The sequence below is a fragment of the Alteraurantiacibacter aestuarii genome (genome assembly GCF_009827405.1).
Taxonomy (GTDB): domain Bacteria; phylum Pseudomonadota; class Alphaproteobacteria; order Sphingomonadales; family Sphingomonadaceae; genus Alteraurantiacibacter; species Alteraurantiacibacter aestuarii.
Genome location: NZ_WTYY01000004.1, coordinates 1 through 20,891, shown reverse-complemented (window position 1 = coordinate 20,891; position 20,891 = coordinate 1). Strand labels below are relative to the sequence as shown.

The 20,891-nt window shown below is 61.8% G+C and carries 17 protein-coding genes and 2 tRNA genes; 10 read left to right on the top strand and 9 right to left on the bottom strand.

Annotation, left to right across the window (positions count from 1 at the left end; translation table 11 throughout):
• Positions 1-79 precede the first annotated feature (79 nt).
• Entirely contained in the window at positions 80-766 is a 687-nt protein-coding gene (locus GRI32_RS08385; protein WP_160591178.1) for a lysozyme, read from the bottom strand.
• 189 nt (positions 767-955) lie between these two features.
• Between GRI32_RS08385 and GRI32_RS08380 the strand changes: the two genes are divergently transcribed.
• Positions 956-1,029: transfer RNA gene (locus GRI32_RS08380), tRNA-Cys, on the top strand.
• A gap of 53 nt (positions 1,030-1,082) precedes the next feature.
• A tRNA-Thr gene (locus GRI32_RS08375) sits at positions 1,083-1,158 on the top strand.
• Here the strand turns inward: GRI32_RS08375 and GRI32_RS10870 are convergent.
• Entirely contained in the window at positions 1,129-1,251 is a 123-nt protein-coding gene (locus tag GRI32_RS10870) for a hypothetical protein (protein ID WP_272916790.1), read from the bottom strand. The two genes, GRI32_RS08375 and GRI32_RS10870, sit on opposite strands and share 30 nt — an antisense overlap.
• Positions 1,252-1,491: 240 nt before the next feature.
• Here GRI32_RS10870 and GRI32_RS08370 point away from each other — a divergent pair, with 240 nt between their 5' ends.
• Entirely contained in the window at positions 1,492-4,104 is a 2,613-nt protein-coding gene (locus tag GRI32_RS08370) for a G8 domain-containing protein (RefSeq protein WP_160591176.1), read from the top strand.
• Between the two features lie 230 nt (positions 4,105-4,334).
• Positions 4,335-6,455, top strand: coding sequence for an ATP-binding protein (locus GRI32_RS08365; RefSeq protein WP_160591174.1), 2,121 nt, complete (start codon positions 4,335-4,337; stop codon positions 6,453-6,455).
• Positions 6,456-6,470: 15 nt separating this feature from the next.
• Here GRI32_RS08365 and GRI32_RS08360 read toward each other — a convergent pair whose 3' ends face one another.
• Together GRI32_RS08360 and GRI32_RS08355 are read right to left on the bottom strand one after the other, a co-directional pair.
• Positions 6,471-7,901 (bottom strand): WecB/TagA/CpsF family glycosyltransferase, encoded by a 1,431-nt coding sequence (locus tag GRI32_RS08360; RefSeq protein WP_237437474.1) that lies wholly within the window; start codon positions 7,899-7,901, stop codon positions 6,471-6,473.
• Positions 7,902-7,982: 81 nt separating this feature from the next.
• A complete protein-coding gene (locus GRI32_RS08355) occupies positions 7,983-8,195 on the bottom strand; it encodes a hypothetical protein (RefSeq protein WP_160591172.1) in 213 nt (70 codons plus the stop codon).
• A 43-nt stretch (positions 8,196-8,238) separates the two neighbouring features.
• Here GRI32_RS08355 and GRI32_RS08350 point away from each other — a divergent pair, with 43 nt between their 5' ends.
• Genes GRI32_RS08350 through GRI32_RS08335 form a run of 4 tightly spaced genes read left to right on the top strand, consistent with a single transcriptional unit; the run spans position 8,239 to position 12,490 of the window.
• Positions 8,239-9,477, top strand: a complete 1,239-nt coding sequence (locus GRI32_RS08350; protein ID WP_237437473.1) for an oligosaccharide flippase family protein — start codon at positions 8,239-8,241, stop codon at positions 9,475-9,477.
• On the top strand, positions 9,474-10,418 hold the full coding sequence (locus GRI32_RS08345; RefSeq protein WP_160591168.1) for a glycosyltransferase family 2 protein: 945 nt from the start codon (positions 9,474-9,476) through the stop codon (positions 10,416-10,418). Before GRI32_RS08350 ends, GRI32_RS08345 begins: the two co-directional genes overlap by 4 nt.
• A 24-nt stretch (positions 10,419-10,442) precedes the next feature.
• Positions 10,443-11,438, top strand: a complete 996-nt coding sequence (locus GRI32_RS08340) for a glycosyltransferase (protein WP_160591166.1) — start codon at positions 10,443-10,445, stop codon at positions 11,436-11,438.
• Positions 11,435-12,490 (top strand): glycosyltransferase family 4 protein, encoded by a 1,056-nt coding sequence (locus GRI32_RS08335; RefSeq protein ID WP_160591164.1) that lies wholly within the window; start codon positions 11,435-11,437, stop codon positions 12,488-12,490. The genes GRI32_RS08340 and GRI32_RS08335 overlap by 4 nt, the downstream gene beginning before the upstream one ends.
• Before the next feature lie 163 nt (positions 12,491-12,653).
• On the opposite strand, the gene GRI32_RS08330 is transcribed toward GRI32_RS08335, so the two are convergent.
• From GRI32_RS08330 to GRI32_RS08320, 3 genes are read right to left on the bottom strand one after another with little or no spacing between them, the layout of a single operon-like run.
• The gene (locus GRI32_RS08330) at positions 12,654-13,937 is read right to left on the bottom strand and encodes an O-antigen ligase domain-containing protein (protein WP_160591162.1); all 1,284 of its coding nucleotides are present in this window, start codon (positions 13,935-13,937) and stop codon (positions 12,654-12,656) included.
• Entirely contained in the window at positions 13,892-15,262 is a 1,371-nt protein-coding gene (locus GRI32_RS08325; protein ID WP_237437472.1) for a GumC domain-containing protein, read from the bottom strand. Before GRI32_RS08325 ends, GRI32_RS08330 begins: the two co-directional genes overlap by 46 nt.
• 35 nt (positions 15,263-15,297) lie before the next feature.
• Positions 15,298-16,476 (bottom strand): polysaccharide biosynthesis/export family protein, encoded by a 1,179-nt coding sequence (locus GRI32_RS08320; protein WP_160591158.1) that lies wholly within the window; start codon positions 16,474-16,476, stop codon positions 15,298-15,300.
• Between the two features lie 275 nt (positions 16,477-16,751).
• On the opposite strand from GRI32_RS08320, the gene GRI32_RS08315 reads away from it, so the two are divergent.
• Together GRI32_RS08315 and GRI32_RS08310 are read left to right on the top strand one after the other, a co-directional pair.
• A complete protein-coding gene (locus tag GRI32_RS08315) occupies positions 16,752-17,288 on the top strand; it encodes a heme NO-binding domain-containing protein (RefSeq protein ID WP_160591156.1) in 537 nt (178 codons plus the stop codon).
• The gene (locus tag GRI32_RS08310) at positions 17,285-18,700 is read left to right on the top strand and encodes a sigma-54-dependent transcriptional regulator (protein WP_202386005.1); all 1,416 of its coding nucleotides are present in this window, start codon (positions 17,285-17,287) and stop codon (positions 18,698-18,700) included. The genes GRI32_RS08315 and GRI32_RS08310 overlap by 4 nt, the downstream gene beginning before the upstream one ends.
• A gap of 117 nt (positions 18,701-18,817) precedes the next feature.
• Here GRI32_RS08310 and GRI32_RS08305 read toward each other — a convergent pair whose 3' ends face one another.
• Together GRI32_RS08305 and GRI32_RS08300 are read right to left on the bottom strand one after the other, a co-directional pair.
• Positions 18,818-20,245, bottom strand: coding sequence for an aldehyde dehydrogenase family protein (locus GRI32_RS08305; protein WP_160591154.1), 1,428 nt, complete (start codon positions 20,243-20,245; stop codon positions 18,818-18,820).
• Between the two features lie 180 nt (positions 20,246-20,425).
• Positions 20,426-20,891 (bottom strand): OmpA family protein (locus GRI32_RS08300; protein ID WP_160589090.1); only part of this gene is annotated, 466 nt, incomplete at its 5' end.

Genomic DNA, 20,891 nt, shown 5'->3' with positions numbered 1-20,891 from the left:
TTGCGCTGTGGCCCCGTGGCTAGAGCCTGCGCGCAGCCTCGACAAGTGTGATGGACCCAATGTGACAGGCCCGGAGCCGCTAAGGTTTCAACGCCTCGCGCGCCGCTGCGGTGATATCGGTGTTGACCGCACCCTTGGGATGATAGCTCGGCTTGGCGACGCCATAGACCAGCGCCTTGCCGTCGCCTGCCCATTTGCCATCGAAGAACAGGTCCCGCTCCGCTTTGCGGCGACCGAGAATCTCCGGCGGCTTGTTCCAGTTGAGGATCGACACACGCGCCTCTGCAAGCTGGCCGGCAACCACCTGCTTGACCCACGTCGCCCGCGCAATTCCGCCGGTGTTGTACTGGAAGGAAAGCGCCGCACCCAGCTCGTTCTCGGTCAGATTACAGTCCTCGAACGCCGCCAGCACAGGGGGCAGATACTTCTGCCGCATCAGCCACACGGCGACCTTCAGCGTATAGGGAAGCGTCTGCGGATTGTCCTTGTATCGCGGATAGACCTGGTGCCCGCTGGCGTTGGTGACGCCAATCCCCCAGGTCCACACGCCCACGCTATCCTTATAGGCTTCGGGCACGATTCCTTCGTGCTTAGCGATTTCCAGCAGGATCTTGAGCGTCACATCGGTGACCGCAGGTTCCGATTTCGGGATGCCGAAATCGTCCAGCAGCGCATCAAGAGCAGTGATCTTCGCGCTGTCATTGAACAGGCCGGACTTGCCCGCTGCGCGCACGGCATCGAATATTGGCTTGCGTATATCCGTCATGGCACCCCCTCCGCTCCGGCGACCGGAGCGAGGCAAAAAATACCACTTTTTTCAGGCGGCCGCGGCGAAATTATTGTCACCGCATCCGGCCGGCCTGTAACCAGCCCGGCAGGGGGCAGGAAAGGAAGCATTGCCATGATGGCAATTCCCCGCTAGTCCGCCGCCTCCCCCGCGAATAGCGAGGGTTCCGGCCCGATGGCGGAGTGGTTACGCAGAGGACTGCAAATCCTTGCACGCCGGTTCGATTCCGGCTCGGGCCTCCATATTTTCGCCCATTGCGCTTGCCCAAGGCCAGCGATAATGGCGCGAGTGCAGTGCCGCTTTAGCTCAGTTGGTAGAGCACATCATTCGTAATGATGGGGTCAGGTGTTCGAGTCACCTAAGCGGCACCACTCACCTGAAAATATCGGATAGAGATCGATCCCGATCGATTGCCGCCCGTCGCTGGTGGCCACTTTCCAGGCGTCATCGCTGTATCGGTCCATCTCACAGGGGTGGGCCAGAGGTGCGGGCAACTGCAAAGATGCGAAAACTGTTACAATCAATTACAACCAGTCTCGGCGCAGGCCTGATATCGTCTTGGCAAATCCGGCCATCCGTTGCAAAGTCATGGCCAATTATAAAAAGCGGGGCTCAAAGTCCCGGTTGAGGGGATAATCGTCATGCGCATGCAATCTCGCCTGCTCCTTGTGTCTTTGCTTCTTCCTGTGTCCGTTTTGCTTGGCATGGGTGCACAGGCTGATGCTCAGGAAGCCCACCAGCATATGGACGCGGGCACTGATGCGCCTCCTGCGGTGGTCCGGACAGTGCAGTGGTCCGATCCTGCCGCATGGCCGGACGGCAAGGTGCCGGGCGCAGGCGAAGAGGTCATGATTGGCCGGGACATGGAAGTTGTCCTGGACGTCAGCCCGCCTGCGCTGCGCAGCCTTACCATCGACGGCAAGCTGCGCTTTGCGGACGATCACGATATCGCGCTGGAGACCGAGTGGATCTATTTGCGCCGGGGCGAATTGCAGATCGGCAGCGAGGAGCGGCCCTTCACGCATAATGCGACCATTACCCTGACAGACAATGTCCCCGATGAAGACATCAACACCATGGGGGACCGCGGCATTCTGATCATGGGCGGCACGCTGAACCTGCATGGCAACCGGGAGCACACCTGGACCAAGCTTGCCAGAACGGCGCAGGCCGGCAGCGCCGAAATCGAAGTGCTGGATGCCAGTGACTGGCGACAGGGCGATCAGATCGTGCTGGCATCAACCGACTTCAACCCGCGTCAGGCAGAGAGGCGAACCATCGCCGCCGTCAACGGGAACGTGATCACGCTCGATCGCGCGCTGGAATACATGCATTTCGGTGAAATCACCTTCGGCGTGGACGAGCGCGGCGAAGTGGGCCTGCTGACGCGCAATATCGTGATCCAGGCTTCGGAAGACGCGGACAACAACTACTTCGGCGGGCACATCATGGCGATGCTCGCATCGACCGTGCGCGTCTCCGGCGTGGAGCTGAACCGCATGGGGCAGAACATGCATCTGGCCCGCTACCCGATGCACTGGCACCTCGTTGGCGAAGGCCAGGGGCAGTACATCCAGAACTCCGCAATCCACGATACCTACAGCCGCTGCGTAACGGTGCATGGCACCAATAATGTGCGGGTGGAAAACAACGTCACCTTCAACACCGTGGGTCACTGCTTCTTCCTGGAAGACGCGGTGGAGACGGGCAACCAGTTCGTCCACAATCTGGGGATCATGACCAAGTGTCACCCCACCCTGCCCTGTCAGCCGACCAACCTGGGACCGGCAGGATCGGCCGATACATCGACTTTTGCATCGAGTGCCGCTGGTCAGAGCTCCGACCATGTCCTGATTGCCTCGGACAACACGGCGTCAACGTTCTGGATCACCAATCCGGACAATATCTATCGTGACAACGTGGCTGCAGGTTCCGACCAGATAGGTTTCTGGTTCGCCTTGCCGGTTCATCCTACGGGCCAGTTTGAAGGTACGGAGACCAGTGCCAACACATGGCCGCGCCGCACTGCGGTGCGCGAGTTCAGCGGCAACACCGCCCACTCCAATTACGACGGGTTCATGTTCGACCGTGGTCCCAATCCCGACAACACCTTCAGTGTCGGTGGCAGCAACTACCATTTCGCCCATGCCGATCCGGCCGACACGAATAGCGAGAAGCTGGTGTCGCACTTCGAGAATTTCACCAGCTACAAGAACCGGCACGGCGGCGTATGGGGTCGCGGTGAACTGCATCTGTTCACCAACCTGAGAGTGGCCGACAATGCTGTCGGCTTTACCCACGCGGCTGCCGCAGTTGGTCAGGCCGCCTATACGTCAAAGGTGGTCGATTCGGTGTTCGTGGGTGAATCCGGCAATATCGGAAATCCCAGCACGCCGCAGGAAATCGCCTATGGTCGCAGCATGCCGAACGACCTCACGGATTTCCCGATCCGCGGTTACGAGTATTACGACATGCGGCACGATGTGGTGAACACCACTTTCGTCAACTTCATGCCCAACGATACGCGCGATGCGGGAGCGATCTCCTACCTGATGTATACCAGCTTCGGGATGAGCACCGAAAACGCCATTGAGGGCGCACAGTTCGTCAATTCCAAGCCGGTCAGTTTCCCGCCATATGTGCGCAGCTGGGCCTCCGATCTGGGGCGTGCCAATGCCTGGAGGGGCGCGGCGATCCATGACCGGGATGGCTCTGTCGGCGGTGTGCCCAATTCCTATATCGTGCTCGACAACGGCATCGCGTCCGATGACGAAGCCTGTGACATCAGGCCGGACTGGGGCGCTGCTGTGTGCCGCGGTGACTTCGGCCACTTTGGCGTGGGCGGCAATTTCGGATTTGGCGGTGGTCCCATCACCGATCCGGTCATGCTCAGCCGTAACGGCAGGCGGTGGGAGTACACCGGGCAGACCACGATCCGCAGCGGAGCCGACGTCAGGGTGGAGACCAGCAGGGAAGCCCTGTCACTGTCCCTGCGGGAAATGGACAACGGCTCCTCGGTAATCTTTGAACTGCCCGGATTCAGCACCACTGCCGGGGGTGCAGAGCAAGCCAGCCTGGCCGCGCTGCGCGCTGCCGGTGAGACCTCCTGGTTCAGGGATGACAACAGCTTGTGGGTCAAGCTTGTGGTCGACAACAATGCCGGCCAGAGCGTTTCCATCGGCAGGGTTGGTGCCGGCGTGAGCACGGTCGGCCCCGGTCCCGGTGGCGCTTTCGATGCAGGCGCCAGCCTCGACGTCAGCAGGTCGGTTCAGGTCAGTTCAGCCGCGCAGAATGAAGGAGCACCCCGGCGCGAATAACGCGCCGGGATTGGCGGCTGCCGCGGTTTCAGACAATCCGGCTGGCACTGGGCCAGCGGCCTTACCCGGGGGGCCCGGCCGGACCATCTCGCTGCGCCCGGGCAATATCCCCTGACGGCCTGAGGTATCAACAATGCGCTACTGTACCGGTGAGAATTTCGCAATCTGTCCTGGGTAAGATAGACCATACCTCGACAGCAACTTCCATGAGCGAATGCCTGTAGACTGTGGTGAGTATCGAAGAAGCACTGGGCAAACTGACGCCCGAAGAGCAAGTGAACCTGCTCAAGCGCAGGTTGCAACGCTCCGAAAAAGCGCGGCTTGACGCAGAAGCGCTGCTGGAAAGGCGTGCGCGCGAACTCGACAGAATCAATCGTGAACTGCTCGAACGGGAAGAAGTGCTGCAAAGCCGTCTGGAGCTGGGGAACCGGGAATTGCTGGCAGCCCAGCGCACCGCCCGGATTGCCACCGTATTCAGGCCTCGCGGGGGGAAGTTCATCTACTCTCCCGAATTGCGCCAGATCCTCGGCCTGCCTTCCGGTTGCGACCTGAATCCCGAACTGCTGCAGACCAGAATTCATCGGCTGGACCGCAAGCGCGTGGCTACTGACGAGATAAAATTCTACACTGAAATGCCAACCGACATTGATCACATCTACGAACACCGCATCATAAGGCCGGTGGATCAGGAGGTGCGCTGGATCAGGTGGACGTTGCGCCGGGAAACTGATGATCGGGGCCGTTTTCAATCAGTCTTTGGTACCGTTCAGGACATCACCTTGCAGCGCCACACGGAAAGGCATGCACGCGCACTCAGCCTTATTGCCGGGCGGCGGGTCAAGACCCTGAGCAAGCTTTCAGACGAGCTGGCCCTGTCCCATGCCGAAGCCGAGGAAGCCAATCGGTCGAAGTCCCAGTTCCTTGCCATGATGAGCCATGACATCCGCACACCGATGAATGGTATTCTGGGACTGCTCGAAACCTTGTCTCACAGCGATCTGGATGATGCGCAGCGCCACAAGCTCAACCTAGCGCGCAGTTCCGGCCTCCAGCTCAACATCCTGCTGAATGACATTATCGAATTCGTGCGCGCCGAAACCGGCAAGATCGAGCTGCAACCCGAAGCGGTGGACCTGCATATGGCCCTGGGCAATATCGTGGAGTTCTGGCAGGTGGCCAATCCCAATCCGAATGTCGTGCTTACCAGCCGCATCGATCCGGACATACCCAAAACCGTACTCGTCGATCCGACCCGTTTCCGGCAATTGATCGACAATCTCGTGTCCAATGCACTGAAATATACACCCGGCGGCACGGTCCAGGTCATCGCACAGAACAAGGGCGCAACCCTGCGGATCGAGGTCGAGGATGACGGCCCCGGAATCAGGGAGGAACTGCAGCGAAGGCTGTTCACCGATTTCACCCGGCTGCGGACGATGACCGCAGGGTCCGGATATAGCGCAGGCCTGGGCCTGGCGATCTGCAAGCGGCTGGTCAGGGCAATGGAAGGCACGATCGGCGTTGTAAGCGAAGTCGGCAAGGGAAGTCGTTTCTGGTTCGAGATTCCGCTGGTTCGCATCCTCTCTTTCGACAGGACCGGCCATGTGCCCAGGCAGCCGGTTGCCAGTCCGCCCGTCAAGCTGGCCGCACATGTGCTGATCGCAGAAGACATCGCCACCAATCGGCAAGTACTGGCCTCCATGCTGGAACTCACAGGGTGCACGTTCGAGTTTGCCGAAGATGGCCGGGAAGCGATTGTCGCTGTTCAGAATGGTGATTTCGATATTATCCTGATGGACGTGAACATGCCGCTGCTGGATGGCAAGGAAGCAACACGCCTGATCAGGCAATTGCCCGGCGCGAAAGGTCAGGTTCCCGTGGTTGGAGTGACCGCGCATGTCATGCAATCGGACCATGATGAGCTGCTGGAAGCGGGAATGAACGCGCTGGTCTCCAAACCCGTCGATCTGGCGTCCCTGACCGCGCGCATGGAGGAAGTGTTGCGCCAGAGCGCGGGCACCGCCGCCGACCCGGCCACCATCCCGTTGATTGATGAAGAGGCCACGCGGCAATTGTTCGATGCATTGCCCGAAGATCGGCGCAACACGGTGCTGGCACTGTCGCTGCGCGATATGGCCAGTCTGGGCAAGAAGCTGTCTGCCGCGATCCGGTCTGGCGACCACGGGAAGGCCCGGCGGGAGGCGCACAGCCTGCGCGGCGTTGGCGGCAATATCGGCGCGATGAGGCTGGCTTCGCTGCTGGCCGAAGGTGCGCAAATCGATGCCGGGGTGCTCGATCAGGTGGTGACGGATACGATTGCCGATATCCGTCACCGTTTCAGCGTCGAGTGAACCGCCGGCAATGGATCAGTAGGCGCCGCGCGCGGTAACCACCGCCGGGATCGTGCGCAGCAGCAGCCCCAGGTCGCGCATCATGCCCTGGCTTTCGACATAATCGATATCCATCTCCACCTGCTGGCTGAAGGGAATTTCTGCCCGTCCCGATACCTGCCAGATGCAGGTGATACCTGGGCGGGTATCAAGCCGCCGCAGCGCGCGCTGCCAATAGGCTGTCACCTCATGCGGCAGGGCAGGACGCGGACCAACCAGCGACATATCCCCCAGCAACACATTGAACAGCTGTGGCAATTCATCCAGCGACGTGCGGCGCAGCAGGGACCCGACCCGCGTGATCCGGGGATCTCTCTTCATCTTGAAACAGATCGAATCCCTGTCTGACTGCGCCAGCAGGCGGGCGCGAATTGCCTCGGCATTGACCACCATACTGCGGAATTTCAGCACCTTGAACGGCCTGCCGCGCTTGCCGATCCGGGTCTGGCTGAAGAACACCGGGCCACCATCCTCAAGCCTGATGGCCAGGGCAATGGCCGCGAACAGCGGGGCGAGCAGCGCAAGACCCAGCGTAACGGCGATCAGGTCTCCGGCCCGCTTGAGAGCCGCACCGCAATCGATCCCGCTGCGGATGGCAAACGCATGTGCCAGGGCATGCATGATGAAAATACCATTCCCGGCGATATAGCGACCGGCAAGGCGCCGCGGTTCCTGCGCCAGACGCCAGATCCACTCGCAACCGACTTTGCGGATCGGCATGGGCGCCCGCGGAATTCGGCCCGAATAATAATCGAACAATCCACCGACCGAGAGCTGCACAGGGGCATCAATGCTGGCGCCGTGATCGGCCAGCCAGCATTCCTGCAACGGCACGCCAAATCCGACAAAGACCATGTCGGCTCCGCTGGCGTTGATATCGGCGATGACGCGCGCGGTTTCATACTGTTCGAAATAGCCGTTTTGCGTTCCGGCAATGTTGAGATCGGGATAGCGGCGCTGCATCGCCCGTCCGGCCGCTTCGGCAATGCCTTCCCCGCCGCCGAGCAGGTAGATCGACACTCCCTTGCGGGCGGCCTCCTCGCAGATGAGCGGGAAAAGATCCGTGCCGTTGAGATTGTCGCGATAGCTCGTCCCGGCAAGTCTGGCGGCAAGGCGCATTCCCGATCCATCAGGCAGAAGGTGATCGCAGGACTTCAGGGCAGCGCGATACCTGCTGTCGCGGGCAGCCACATTGACGCAGTGCGCATTGATGAAACCGATCGTCGCGCGGCGACCCTTGGCGGCAAGATCCACCAGCTTTTGCGCGGTCTCGTTTCGATCGGCGTCGACAAGGTCGAGGTTGAACAGCCTGACCGCACTTGCCGCCGCAGCCACACGGCCCGATGAACGCGGCCCACGCTCGTAATCCTGCATCAGAGCGCTGTCGAAATTGAAATCCTGGTACATTGCATATCCTCCGCTTGAGTTGGGAGGACAGGCGCAGAGATCGTGCCAGTTTTAGAAAACCGCTATATTTCCGTCTTTTAGTTAGTTTCTAACCGCCCGGCGGGCGTCTTGGCACAGTCCATTTTCGCAAAATGCAATTTCTGAATTGCGAATTGCGAAGTGCTGCTGGCCATTATGCAAATCGGCGCGATCCTGACTGCCGAAATCGGGCAACAATGGCGGGAAACCGCGTTTGGCACGGATATTGAACAGTGTTTGGCGACACCATGCCAGGAACACGCCAATGCCGCTCATCGTCAGACTTGAAAGACTGTTGCCAGAGGGGCTGAGACCCGTCTTGCACGGCCTTCTTGCCTATGGCCTGGCAGAGGCTGGCACGCGCGTGTTGCGGGTGTTCACGATCATCGTGATCGCCCGTCAGATTGCGCCCGCCCAGATCGGCATTGCCGCCCTTGCGCTTGCCCTGTTCGAATTTGTTCGGGTGCTCGCAAACAGCGGCATTGGCCAAAGGATCATCGCCGCCACCGATGCCGAGCTCGCATCGATCTGCAACGCCGCACACCGGCTGTTCTATCTGTGGTGCGGCGGCGTCGCGCTGGTTCAGCTGGCTTGCGCTGCAATCATGTGGCGTGTCTTCGGGCAGGCAGAGATCGCAGCAATGCTGGCCATGCTTACCGGCGTTTACGCGCTGATGCCGGCCGGCCTGGTGCAGGTCTTCCTGTTGATGCGCAGCGGACGGCTGGCAACAACCGCCCGGATCGCCGCCACGCAAACGACAGCTGACCATTTCCTGTGCCTGGCACTCGCGCTGGTCTGGCCATCGGCCTGGGCGCTTGTCCTGCCCAAGCTGCTGACCGCTCCGGTATGGCTTGTTCTGGTCCGGCGCGCCCAATGCTGGTCTCCTATTGTCGGAGTGGCTGCGGCGCCCTTGCACGAATTCACCCGCTTGAGTGCGGGGGTTCTGGTCACTGAATTTACCAATGTGGCGCGCCAGCAGCTCGACAAGATCATTGTCGGCGCCATGCTCGGCACGGAGGCTCTGGGATTCTATTTCTTCGCGTTCAACGCCGGACTTGGCATCACCAGCAGTTTTGTCAGCGCCTTGTCGATCGTGCTGTTTCCCTATCTGTGCGCCGCCAGATCGGCGCTGGATCGCATGCGCCGGCTGAAGCATTCGATTATGCTGGGTCTGGGCCTTTTCACACCGGTTGTGATCGCCCAGGTCCTGCTGGCCGATATCTACGTGCCGATCCTGTTTGGCGAGCAATGGGCCGATATTGCCCCGCTGGTCGCAATACTCTGCCTGGCCGCGATACCGGCGATAACCGCATCGGTGTCCACCGCATGGCTGCGCGCCACCGGCGGGGCTGATCGCGATGCGATGATCTCCATCGTGGTCTGCATCGCCGCGCTGGGAGCGCTGGCTCTGGGCTGCACCATCGGCCTTCACGGAGCGGCCTGGGCCTATGTCCTCGCGCTTTGGGCAGTGCAGCTGCCGATCACCGCATTCGTCCTTTTTCGCGGACTCGGCCTGTCCGCCATCAACAACCAGACACCAAAGGGAGTGGTCATATGAACCGCAACGCACAAACTCGTCCGCATTTCTCGGTCATCGTGCCTGTCTACAACGCGCAGGATACGATCGAGGCGACCATCGCCTCTATCCGTGAGCAGGACGACGAAGATTTCGAACTGATTCTGATCGATGACGGCTCAACCGATGACAGCCTGCTGCGGATGTTGCGGCAGGCAGGCCGCGATCCGCGCATCAGGCTGGTGGCACAGCAGAATGCCGGCGTTTCCGCCGCGCGCAATCACGGTCTCCAGCTGGCCAGCGGCAGGTTGATGGCTTTCTGCGATGCCGACGATCTGTGGCATCCGGCCAAGCTGGCATGGCACCGTGCGGCACATGAAGCCGATCGCACGCTGGCCATCAGCTACGCCAGGATCGCCTTTCTCGAAGCCACTGCCCATGATCGGCCGCGCAGCCGCACCATGTCGAGCGTGCCCCGCGGCGACCTGACCATGCAGCAGATCATCTCCGAGAATCCGGTCTGCACAGCCTCCAATCTCGTCACCACAAGGGAAGCGTTCGATCGTATCGGCGCATTCGATGTCGGCATGGATTATGCGGAAGACCAGGAATGGCTTGCCCGCGCCGTCGCACTGGGTGAGCGTGCCCGCGGGATTGACGAATTGCTTGTTGGCTATCGCCTGTCGCCCGGCGGTCTCTCGGTCAATCTTGGCGCCATGTATGCCGGCTGGCGCAGGGTGGTGGAACTGCACGCAAGCGATGCGGACTCAGCTTCTGCCGAGGCGATATATTGCCGGTATCTGGCGCGCCGGTCCCTGCGCAGCGGCAATCCACCAGCTGAAGCGCGCTACTACGCGATGCGCGGAATAGCCCTGTCTCCCCGCGCCTTCCTGTCTGATCTGAAACGCGGAGGCTCCACTCTGCTTGCAGCCATCACCGCTCCTGCAATCCCGATGACGCTGCGCCAGCGCATCTTCGCCTGACCCCTGCTCCAAGGAGAAATAGCCGTGACCAGCCCTGAAAAAATTTCCGTCATCATGCCTGTCTATAATGTCGAGCTCTATGTTGCAGAGGCGATCCGCTCGGTTCTGGACCAGAGCCACGATTGCCTCGAACTGATCGTCGTCGATGATGGCGGGCAGGATGGCAGCATGGATATCGTGCGCAGTTTCGACGATCCGCGCATCCGCATCATCCGGCAGAAAAACCGCGGCCTGGCAGGGGCGCGCAACACCGGGATTGCCCATGCAACCGGCACCTATATCGCACTGCTCGATTCAGATGATCGCTGGGCGCCCGAAAAGCTCATGCTGCATGCGATTCACCTGCGCAGCAATCCCGATGTGGCCGTCAGCTATGCCGGTTCACGCCTGATTGACGCCGATGGCCGCCCGCTCGCGGTTGCCATGCGGCCAAGGCTCGAAGCTGTTGATGCAGCGCATATCCTCAAGCGCAACCCGGTGGGCAATGGCTCGGCCGCGGTGATACGTCGCAGTGCGCTGGACGATGTGGGTTTTGCCCATCCCGATGAACCCGCACGCACCTGCTGGTTCGACGAGAGTTTCCGCCAATCCGAGGATATCGAAATGTGGCTGCGAATGTCCGCTGGGCATAATTGCCGCTTCGAGGGCATTGGTGGGCTGCTGACCGATTATCGCATTATCGGTGGCGGACTTTCGGCCAATATCGTGCGCCAGTTTGAAACCTGGGAGCGGGCGATCGACAAGGCCCGAACCTATGCGCCAGCGCTGATCGCCCGCCATGGCAACGCCGCCGCGGCATATCAGCTGCGCTATCTGGCGCGCCGCGCCATACAGCTGGGCGATTATGCCTTTGCCCGCGCGCTGACATCGCAGGCGATTGCCCGTTACCCGGCGATTTTCATGGAAGAACCGGTCAAGTCGCTTGGAACGGCGGGGGCCGCCCTGGCCAGCGCGCTGCTGCCCGGAACGATGATGGCATGTCTGCTGCGGAACCGCCTGGGCAAGGCGGCTGCGGCATGACCCGGCTGCGCTGCGTTCACCTGAACGATGATTTCGCCATGGGCGGGGTGGTCAAGGGTCTGCGTATCTACGATCATCCGGATCTGACCCGCATGGTCGATAGCCGTGTCCGGCCCGTCAATCCGCGCGGCAGAATGGCACCTCGCCTGAATGCCCATGTCATCGTCACGCATTTCCCGCCCAGCTGGTCCAGCCTGCCGTTTCTGGCATCGCTGCGGCTGCGCAATCCGCATGCCCGGCTGATCCATATAGAGCATTCCTATACCGGAAACTGGGAGGCCCGGACGGTCAGGTCACAAGCCCGTTTCCGGCTTATGCTGAAACTGGCCTACCGCATGTATGACGAGGTTGTTGCGGTATCCAACGGTCAGGCCGGATGGCTCCGCGCAATCGAGGCGGTCGACCCCGTGAAGCTGAAAGTGCTCCATCCGTGGAGCGGCAGCCAGGGCCTCGACAAGCTGCCCGGTCCGAAATTCTCTCAAGGCCAGCCGATCAGGCTGGGCGCCATCGGCCGCTTTGACCATGTGAAGGGCTTCGACGTGCTGATTGAGGCCATGAAGGCTTTGCCTGCATCACGTTTCGAACTGGTGATTGGCGGATTTGGCGATCAGGAGCAGGCCTTGCGCAAGGCAGCAGGCGACATGGCCAATATCGCGTTCGCTGGCCGTATCGAAGATGTGGCCAGCTTTTATGCCCGCTGCGATGTCGTGGTCGTTCCCTCTCGCTGCGAAGCCTTTGGCCAGGTGGCTGCGGAGGCGCGCATGGCCGGGCGTCCGGTGATCGTGTCGCAGGCCGATGGCCTTCCCGAACAGGTGGGCCGCGCAGGCATTGTAGTTGATTGCAGCGACCCGGCCATGCTGGCCAGCGCGCTTGCCGGGCTGAGCACCGCCCAGCTGAAGGAAATGTCGGTCGCCGCCCGCATGTCCATGGCCGGCGCCGAATTCTCCCGCATCAAGGCATGGCAGGCGCTGTTTCACCGGGCGGGCAAGGCACTGGCGGGCAGGAAGTCCCGGTCAGAAAGCCTGTCCGGCACGCTCGCCATATCAGCCTGACCGGACAATGCCTGCTGGAGCGCTCCCCCTTCGCTCCCCAGGCAGATGCCCCGGCGTCCTGCCAAGGGCGACCGGGGCATTGTCATGTCAGGATGCAGCCAGCCGCGGCCACAGGCGAGGCGCCTGAAGCATGTGCGGAACGGGAATGGGGCCGCAGCGCCGTTCACCTCTGGCTTGCGCGCAGCTCCACGGCGCGGCGTGCGGCAATGCCGATGACCACCAGCGCCGGCCAGTACAGATAAGCCAGTATCTCCAGATTCTCTCCAAAGCTGTAGAGACACATGACCAGGACCATGGATAGTCCGATACGGCCCAGAGGATCGCGAACCGCCAGCCACGCCATCGCAGCCAGCGCCATGATCAGCGGAATCGCCAGCGCCAGCAGGCCCATCGTGCCTTTGACGAACAGCAGCCCATACCAGCTGTGGTGGCTGCCGATCGGCATGAATTCAACCAGATGCGGGCCTTGTTCGACTATCCCGTGGCCGAACCACGGCGCTTCGGTTTGCCAACGTTCGATAGCGATGCGGCCAAGTATCTCGCGAACGCGCGAGCTGTCCGCACGGGCACTGGAAAAGTCCGAGGCCGCCTGTTCGGCCAGTGCAACCAGGCTCGGCGCCAGCAATCCAAGACCCAGCACAACCGGCGCTGCTGCCCACCACAGCCACGCCTTGCCCAGCCGGGAAATCCCGAAGCTCAGTGGCCAGATGACCACCAACGCCACCAGAGCCAGGCGGGATTGTGAAAGCAGGGCGATCAGCAAGGCGGCGGCAAGGCCGGTGATCTTCCAGCGCAGATCCCTCTCCTCGGCAGCGCAAACAGCATGGACCAGCGCGATCATCCCGGCTGCCGGCGACCACGGAGCAAAAAACTGCCAGCGTGCGGTCCCGGCGCCCGGTTCAATCGTGTAGAGGGTAGCCGCGAAATATTCCGGTCCGGAACCGCCAATGATCTTGAGCGGCGAGACCCACAGTGTCTCGGGAAGTCCGACAAACGGTGCCACAAGGAACAGCGGCAAGATTAAAAGTGTTTGCCTGCCCAGCCTGCAAACCGCGCGGCAGATCACCTCTGGCCGTGGATTGAGAACCGATCCTGCCAGCGGAAACAGGCCGATCAGGGCCCAGCCCTTAGCCCAGCCGACGGAAGACTTGATTGTCTGGCCAATGCCAAGGTCATTGGTTGTGTGGCCCACAAGCAGGATGATCTCCATCGCCGCCATTGCCAGCACGAATGTCCAGATGATCGGTCCCAGCGGAGCCGGTCTTTGTGCAGCCGGCAAGGCTGGCGCGGCATAGAGCTTCCACGCGGCCAGCGCGGCCAGGCTCCAGCCGAGGACCGGCCCGGCGATATACAGACCGCCAACCAGCCACAGCGCCCAGGTCGCGCCGATAGTGCCTGCTATCAGACGTTCGGCAGCAGCTTGCGCAGGATCGGTTGGCGTAGCCATGCGAGGGCAAATCCCATGAGAATGAAGAAGGACGCAGCCACAGCGGCGGCGAGTGCGATCAGCAGCGAGGGGGTTGCCCTGGACGTGGGCAGGGACGGTTCCTCGAAGGTCTGGACCAGCGGGTAAGAGGCGAAGGGATCGGACTTGTTGGTATCGAGCCGCGCCAGGGCGGAGGAAAAGACCGCTTCGGCCACCCGGTGTGCCCGCAGCAGTTCAACCAGTTCGCTTGCCTGCGCGACCAGCGGCCCGGACTGCGCCGCCTGCTCGTCGATCTGGCCGCGTATCTCCGCCAGCATCGCATTGGCGCCGGCATTCATCCCCTCGGCGGAGATGAGCGATTCAAACATCCGTTCACGCCCTTCGCTGACGGACAGATCGGCGAAAGCGAGCAACGCATCGGCCCGCAATCCGGCAACCGAGCTGCCGCGTGCGACAATCTGTCCGCGCAAGGCATTGCGCTCGGCCTCCAGTTCCTCACGCACGGCGTGGGCGCTGCCCAGCGTAGCGCTGGCTTCGCTCGCGTCGGTATTGATGCTGGCATACCGATCCAGCAGTGAGCGGAAGACAGGATCGGCCTTGAGTTGCAGGGCCCGGCGAACATTGTCCGGGGTGATCTGCAGAACCTGACCAAGCCGCCCGCGAATTGCTGCAAGACGAGCGCGATCGGCCCGTGCGTTTCTTTCAAGCCCGCGCAGACCGTCCAGCGCGCCGATGCGGCCATTGAACTGCTCAAGACTTACCAGGCCAGTGCGCCCCTGAAAGTCCAGCAGGGCCAGCTGGGCCTCCTGAACCTTGCCCTCAAGCTCGGAGATATGCTGACGATCGGCGCTTTCACGCGTTTGCGCCTCGTTCTCGCGCAGGTCATCGAGGATGGCGAGGAACGCATTGCGCAAAGCCTCGCCGCGCGCCCGGGCATGCTCGGGACTCTCACCTGTCACCTTCACTTCGATCAGATTCGTTTGATCCAGCAGTTTGATGGATGGCTCGGGAAATGCCCCGCCATCTTCACCCAACAGGCCGGCGGCCCGGCGGCGGGTCGTGTCAGCCATCAGCAGGCGCTTGTAATTCTCGGTCGGGCTGAGTGTGGTGCTGGAAAAGGCCGATGCGGTGACCGAACTTGCCTGACCAAGCGAATCCAGATTCATCGATCCGCCAACACCGGACCCCGGAAGGATCAGGGTCATCGAACTGCTGAAGCGAACAGGCGCAAGAACCAGATAGGCCGCAGTTATGCCCCAGACCAGCAGGAGGGCTGGCGCGATTGCCATGATATAGCGGCGATAGCGGTGGATGGAGGGCAGTCCGTCACGAATGACAAACCACAATCGGACAAGGCGCCGGGGCCGGGGCGTGGAAGCCATCACTTGGTCACCGCCTGTTCGAGCAGCAGGGCAGGAGTGACCGCACTCGCCACATCGGTGACCATGCCGATGGCATCGCGCAAATTCATCCAGCGGCTGTCATAACAGGCCAGGGCATCACCCGGCATCAGATAGGGATCGTCCAGGTCGCGGTCTGCCGCGCGAACCAGATCCTCCACGGCACGCTCCACCACCACGGACTGGCCGGTCATCGGATTGCGCGAAATCAGCACGGCGAGGCGCCCGGCATTCATCCGCGAACCACCCACGCAGTTCATTGCCACCAGCCCCTGAAGAAAGCGCGTCCCATATGGCAGGCTGGCGGTCTGCTGGCCGACCGCAGCGCCGGCATTGTTGTTGGCCGGGCGCGTCAGGTTGGACATGTGCACGCGGATGCCCGGCGCCGTCACCAGCGACGGGCGGACGAGCCGCGCATCGAAACAGCCGCTGGTTGGCACAATAATGCTGTCGCCATTTGCCAGCGCGACGTCCTGAAACGCGGTGCCGTCATGCCCGCTGCGCAGATCATGGACCGAGAGCGTGCCGTTGCGGACCAGTCCAATGCGCGAGATATCCGCATCGGGCCGAACGCCGCCCGCGGCGCGCAGCGCGGTGGACAAGGTGCGGCCGACATTGGCATCGCCAAACGCCTCGCCCTCGCGCTGCCCCACGCGATCGTCAGGCGCCCGCTCACCGGCCCTGACACTGCCGGGAATGAAGACCGCGCCGCTTACGGCAACGGAAACGCCGGCGCTTTCCAGCAGGCTGAGGCGAACGGCATTGCGCAGACGCTGGACAATGTCCCGCGCGACCAGCTCATCGGCAAGATTGCGTTCCAGCTCTGGCAGGGAGAGCCCCGCAGCAGCAATCGATCCGATGCCGTTCAGGCCAATGTCGCCATTGGCGCCGATCACATAAGTGCCGGAAATCCGGTCTGCATCGCCGATGATCCGAAGTTGCAGCCGATCACCCGGAGCAAGCAGGGGCTCTGCGCCATCGGGCCGCGACATCTGCGGGAGATCCGGCAGCATGCCAGCAGCCTGAGAACAGCCGCTCTGTAATACCGATGCCTGCTGCTCCGGCATCCACAGTGCACCAGCAATATTGGCTGGCTGCGGGCCGGTGGTACAGCCGGCCAGAAGCGCGGCACTGGCAATGGCTGGAACGATGATACGCATGTGATGGGACTCCGGAAACAGTTGCCGGAGACGTTTCAAGGACCGTGCCAACTGGCGATTGGACGGGATTGCAGCGATTTTGGCGCAGATACCGCCGCAAATTCGCATTCTGCAAAGCGCCTGTTTGCATTTTGCAAAGCATTTGCTGCAATATGCAACGACTGCGGGCGATCAATTGGGGATTTGCAGTACTACCCGCCCGATCTTCGCATTTTGGCACGTAATATGCTTAGTTGCCCGGACGCAGATTTGCATTTCGCAAAAAGGGACAAGAAATGAAGGGCATCATCTTCACCGAACTCGTTAACTTCATGGAAGAGGGATTCGGACTGGTTTTCGCCGACGAGGTGCTGGTGGAAGCGGACTTGCCCGATGGCGGAGCCTTCACCTCAGTCGGCAGCTATCCGGCGACCAATGCGCTGAAAATGGTCTCGATCGCATCCGTAAAGTCGGGCGTGCCGGTCGATGAACTGTGCCAGAAATATGGCTCCTATCTCTTCCAGCGCTTCACCGTCCTGTTCCCGGATATCATGAAGCTTTATACGTCTGTCGACGAATTGCTCGATCATGTCGGTCCGCACATTCACGAGGAAGTCCGCATCCTCTATCCCGGGGCCAAGCCGCCCAGCGTGACGACCAGGCGTGAAAACGGTGTTCTGGTGGTATCCTATCAGTCGCACCGGCCGCTGGCGCATATCGCCTATGGCCTGATCAGGCAGAGCATCGAGCATTACGGCGATGAACGCGAACTGACCTGGGAATCCAGCAAACTTGGCGATCGGGCCGAATTCCGGCTGGTCAAAGCCCTATGAGCAGACCGGCAACGCACATACTGGTGATAGAGGATTCCCCTTCGCTGGCACAAACCTACGCCGGAATCCTAGAAGGGGCCGGCCATTCGGTTGTGGTGGTGGAGAACGGCGCCGAAGCAGACAGTGCAATTGCCAGCATGCCAAAGCCGTTCGACGCTATCCTGCTCGACCTGCAATTGCCCGATTACGATGGGCTGGACTGGCTCGAACAGCGCCCCCAATTGGCGCAGGAAAGCGCAGTGGTGGTGGTCACCGCCGATGGATCGATCAACCGCGCAATCAGCGCCATGCGGCTGGGCGCCTATGACTTCCTGGTCAAGCCCATCGCCCCGCCAAGATTGCTGACCACCGCGCGCAATGCGCTGGAACGCCAGAAGCTGTACGAAAAAGCCGAAGTCATCAGCAGGATTGTCGGCCGTGAGAGCTTTCAAGGCTTCATCGGCAAATCCACGCCCATGCAGGCAGTCTATAGCGCCATCGAGAATGTCGCGACGTCCAAGGCGACGGTTTTCATTACCGGCGAAAGCGGCACCGGCAAGGAAGTGGCCGCCGAAGCGATCCACCAGACAGGTCCGCGCGCGCGCAAGCGGTTCGTGGCGATCAATTGCGGAGCGATCCCGGAAAACCTGCTTGAATCGGAACTGTTCGGCCATGTGAAAGGCTCCTTCACCGGAGCGATTGCAGACCGGAAGGGGGCCGCGCGCGAAGCCGATGGCGGTACGCTTTTCCTCGACGAAATCTGCGAGATGGATCTTTCGCTGCAGGTGAAACTGCTGCGCTTCCTGCAGTCCGGCATGGTGCAGCCGGTTGGGTCAAGCCGGCCCGAACCGGTCAACGTGCGGGTTATCTGTGCCACCAATCGCGATCCATCGCGCGAAGTTGCCGAAGGCCGCTTTCGCGAGGACCTGTTCTATCGCCTTGCGGTGATCCCGCTTGAATTGCCGCCACTCAGGGACCGGCCCGGCGATGTCAGCCTGATAGCGCAGAGTTTCCTTGAACGCTTCGGGGAGGAGGAAGCCAAGCACTTCGAGCCGCTTTCCGCGCAAGTGAGCGCTGCGCTGGAACAGCGCCAGTGGCCTGGCAATGTCCGCGAACTGCAAAACCTTATCCGGCGTGCAGTGGTGATGAGCGCCGGACCGGTTATCGGCCTGGACGATCTGCCGCTCGAACGCACCCATCCCGCACCAGCCAGAGCCGCTGACCCTGCACCGGCTGCATTCATGGCGGACCCCGCTGCAACCGCCTCCCCGGACTTTGCCCAAAGCGGTCCCACCACGCTCGCCGATATCGAGCGGCTGGCCGTTGAGGCCGCAATCCACAGGGCTGGCGGCAGCATCCCCAAGGCTGCGGGCGAACTGGGCGTCAGCGCATCAACAATCTATCGGATGAAAAGCCGTTGGCAGTCCGCCTGACCCGCAACACGGGTTCTGCAGACTGCCAAGGCGAACGAACAAGGCCCGCAGCCGCGGCGGGCATAATGTTCAGCGGCCATTGGGCCGGGCCACTGCGCCCGCCCCCTTCGCGCTGCATCAATAGCCAAGGATGGCCTTCACCTCGAGGTATTCCTCCAGCCCGAAGACCCCGTATTCGCGGCCATTGCCGGACTGTTTGTAGCCCCCGAACGGGGCAAAGCCGGACCATGCCGGATAGTTGATGTGCACCTGGCCTGCGCGGATCTGGCGGGCGACCCGGCGTGCGCTTTCCTGATCGGCAGACTGGACGTGAGAGCTGAGGCCATAGACCGTATCATTGGCAATACGGATCGCATCCGCCTCATCCAGATAGGGCATGATCACCACCACCGGGCCGAAAATCTCCTCCTGCGCGATGCGCATGTCCGGCGTGACTTCGGAAAACACCGTGGGGCGGGCGAAAAAGCCGTGGTTGAGGCCGCCGGGAAGTCCCGTGCCGCCGCAGATCAGCTTTGCGCCCTCGTCGATACCGGCCTGGATCAGTTCCTGCACCTTGGCGAATTGCGGCGCATTGGCGAGCGGGCCGATAACGCATGCCTCGTCCAGCGGATTGCCGACGATGATGTCGTTCGCAGTGCTGGCCGCAAGCGCCTCCACTTCGGCCAGGCGCGATGCGGGCACCACCATTCGGGTAGGCGCAGCGCAGGACTGGCCGACGTTGCGCATGGCCCCCAGAATGCCCTTGGGCACCGCCTCTTCGAAATTGGCATCTTCCAGGAACACATTGGGCGACTTGCCGCCCAGTTCCTGCACCACGCGCTTGATGGTCTTTGCTGCGGACTGGGCCACCAGCACGCCCGCGCGGGTGGAGCCGGTGAAGGTGACCATGTCGACATCGGGGTGCGATGACATGGCATTGCCCACCACTTCGCCGGTCCCGCCAACCAGGTTGAACACGCCCGGAGGCGTTCCGGCATCATGCATCACCTGGGCAAACATCTGCGCGGTGAAGGGTGACATCTCGCTGGGCTTGAGCACCACGGTGCAGCCCGCCGCGATGGCCGGGGCAACCTTGGCGGTGATCTGGTACAGCGGCCAGTTCCACGGCGTGATCAGCGCGCACACGCCGATCGGTTCCCGCACAATGGTGATCCCGTCGCGCTCCGTCTGGAAAGCGAACTTCTCCAGCACATCGATCATCGTATTGACGTGCGCGATGCCGAACGCGACCTGTCCGCCGCGTGAGAAGGTGATCGCCGCGCCCATTTCCGCAGTGATGGCCTGCGCGAATTCTTCCGTCCGCTCCTCCAGCAAGGCCTTGATCCGCTTCAGCAGCGCCAGCCTTTCTGCAACCGGGGTCTGCGAGAAATCGGGAAAAGCGCGGCGCGCGGCGGCAACCGCCAGATCGACATCGGCGGCGGAGCCAGCGGCGATATGGCCGATCACCTCCTCCGAATAAGGATTGAGAACCGCAATCCTGGGAGCATCGGGACGGTCCACCCATGCGCCGTCCAGATAGAAGCGCGTATCGTTGATCAATTGCATCCTGAACCCTTTTTGATTGTTGCGGCGAACGTGCAGAAGCGCGGGCCTGCGGTCAATATGGCATGGGTCGCCAATCGCAAGTGCCAGCGGCCACCGGTCGATGTTTCGGCCGGACCGGCACATGAAAAAAGGGCCGGAGGTTTCCCTCCGGCCCCTTTTTTGTGACCTTGCGGTCTTCGCTTAGCGACCCGAACCCGGACCGTAAGTGATTTCCACGCGGCGGTTCTGCAGTTCGCGAACACCGTCAGCGGTAGCAACACGCGGCATGCTTTCGCCGAATGCTTCGCTGGAGATGCGCGCTGCCGGAATGCCGCGGCCCGTCAGGTAAGCCTGGACGCTGGCGTTACGACGTTCGGACAGGCCGACGTTGTAGGTTGCCGAGCCGGAGCGGTCAGCGTGACCGGCCAGCATGATCGCAGCGGTGCCGCAGTTGCCATAGGCAGTGACAGCACTGTTGAGAACGGTAGCAGCCTCAGGCGTGATATCCGACTGATCCCAGTCGAAGAACACGATGTACGGGCCCTGGTTGCACTGCACGACCGGCGGCGGAGGCGGCGGAGGCGGAGGCGGCGGGGGCGGAGGAGGCGGCGGCGGCGGCGGCGGAGGAGGCGGAGGCGGCGGTGCCACCGGCTCGGAACCACCGAAG

What these genes read in the sequence shown, in the direction of transcription:
- GRI32_RS08385 (WP_160591178.1), bottom strand. Translation starts at nt 766, where the DNA reads ATGACGGATATACGCAAGCCAATATTCGATGCCGTGCGCGCAGCGGGC.
- GRI32_RS10870 (WP_272916790.1), bottom strand. Translation starts at nt 1,251, where the DNA reads ATGGACCGATACAGCGATGACGCCTGGAAAGTGGCCACCAGCGACGGG.
- GRI32_RS08370 (WP_160591176.1), top strand. Translation starts at nt 1,492, where the DNA reads ATGGGTGCACAGGCTGATGCTCAGGAAGCCCACCAGCATATGGACGCG.
- GRI32_RS08360 (WP_237437474.1), bottom strand. Translation starts at nt 7,901, where the DNA reads ATGTACCAGGATTTCAATTTCGACAGCGCTCTGATGCAGGATTACGAG.
- GRI32_RS08355 (WP_160591172.1), bottom strand. Translation starts at nt 8,195, where the DNA reads ATGAGCGGCATTGGCGTGTTCCTGGCATGGTGTCGCCAAACACTGTTC.
- GRI32_RS08345 (WP_160591168.1), top strand. Translation starts at nt 9,474, where the DNA reads ATGAACCGCAACGCACAAACTCGTCCGCATTTCTCGGTCATCGTGCCT.
- GRI32_RS08335 (WP_160591164.1), top strand. Translation starts at nt 11,435, where the DNA reads ATGACCCGGCTGCGCTGCGTTCACCTGAACGATGATTTCGCCATGGGC.
- GRI32_RS08330 (WP_160591162.1), bottom strand. Translation starts at nt 13,937, where the DNA reads ATGGCTACGCCAACCGATCCTGCGCAAGCTGCTGCCGAACGTCTGATA.
- GRI32_RS08320 (WP_160591158.1), bottom strand. Translation starts at nt 16,476, where the DNA reads ATGCGTATCATCGTTCCAGCCATTGCCAGTGCCGCGCTTCTGGCCGGC.
- GRI32_RS08315 (WP_160591156.1), top strand. Translation starts at nt 16,752, where the DNA reads ATGAAGGGCATCATCTTCACCGAACTCGTTAACTTCATGGAAGAGGGA.
- GRI32_RS08310 (WP_202386005.1), top strand. Translation starts at nt 17,285, where the DNA reads ATGAGCAGACCGGCAACGCACATACTGGTGATAGAGGATTCCCCTTCG.
- GRI32_RS08305 (WP_160591154.1), bottom strand. Translation starts at nt 20,245, where the DNA reads ATGCAATTGATCAACGATACGCGCTTCTATCTGGACGGCGCATGGGTG.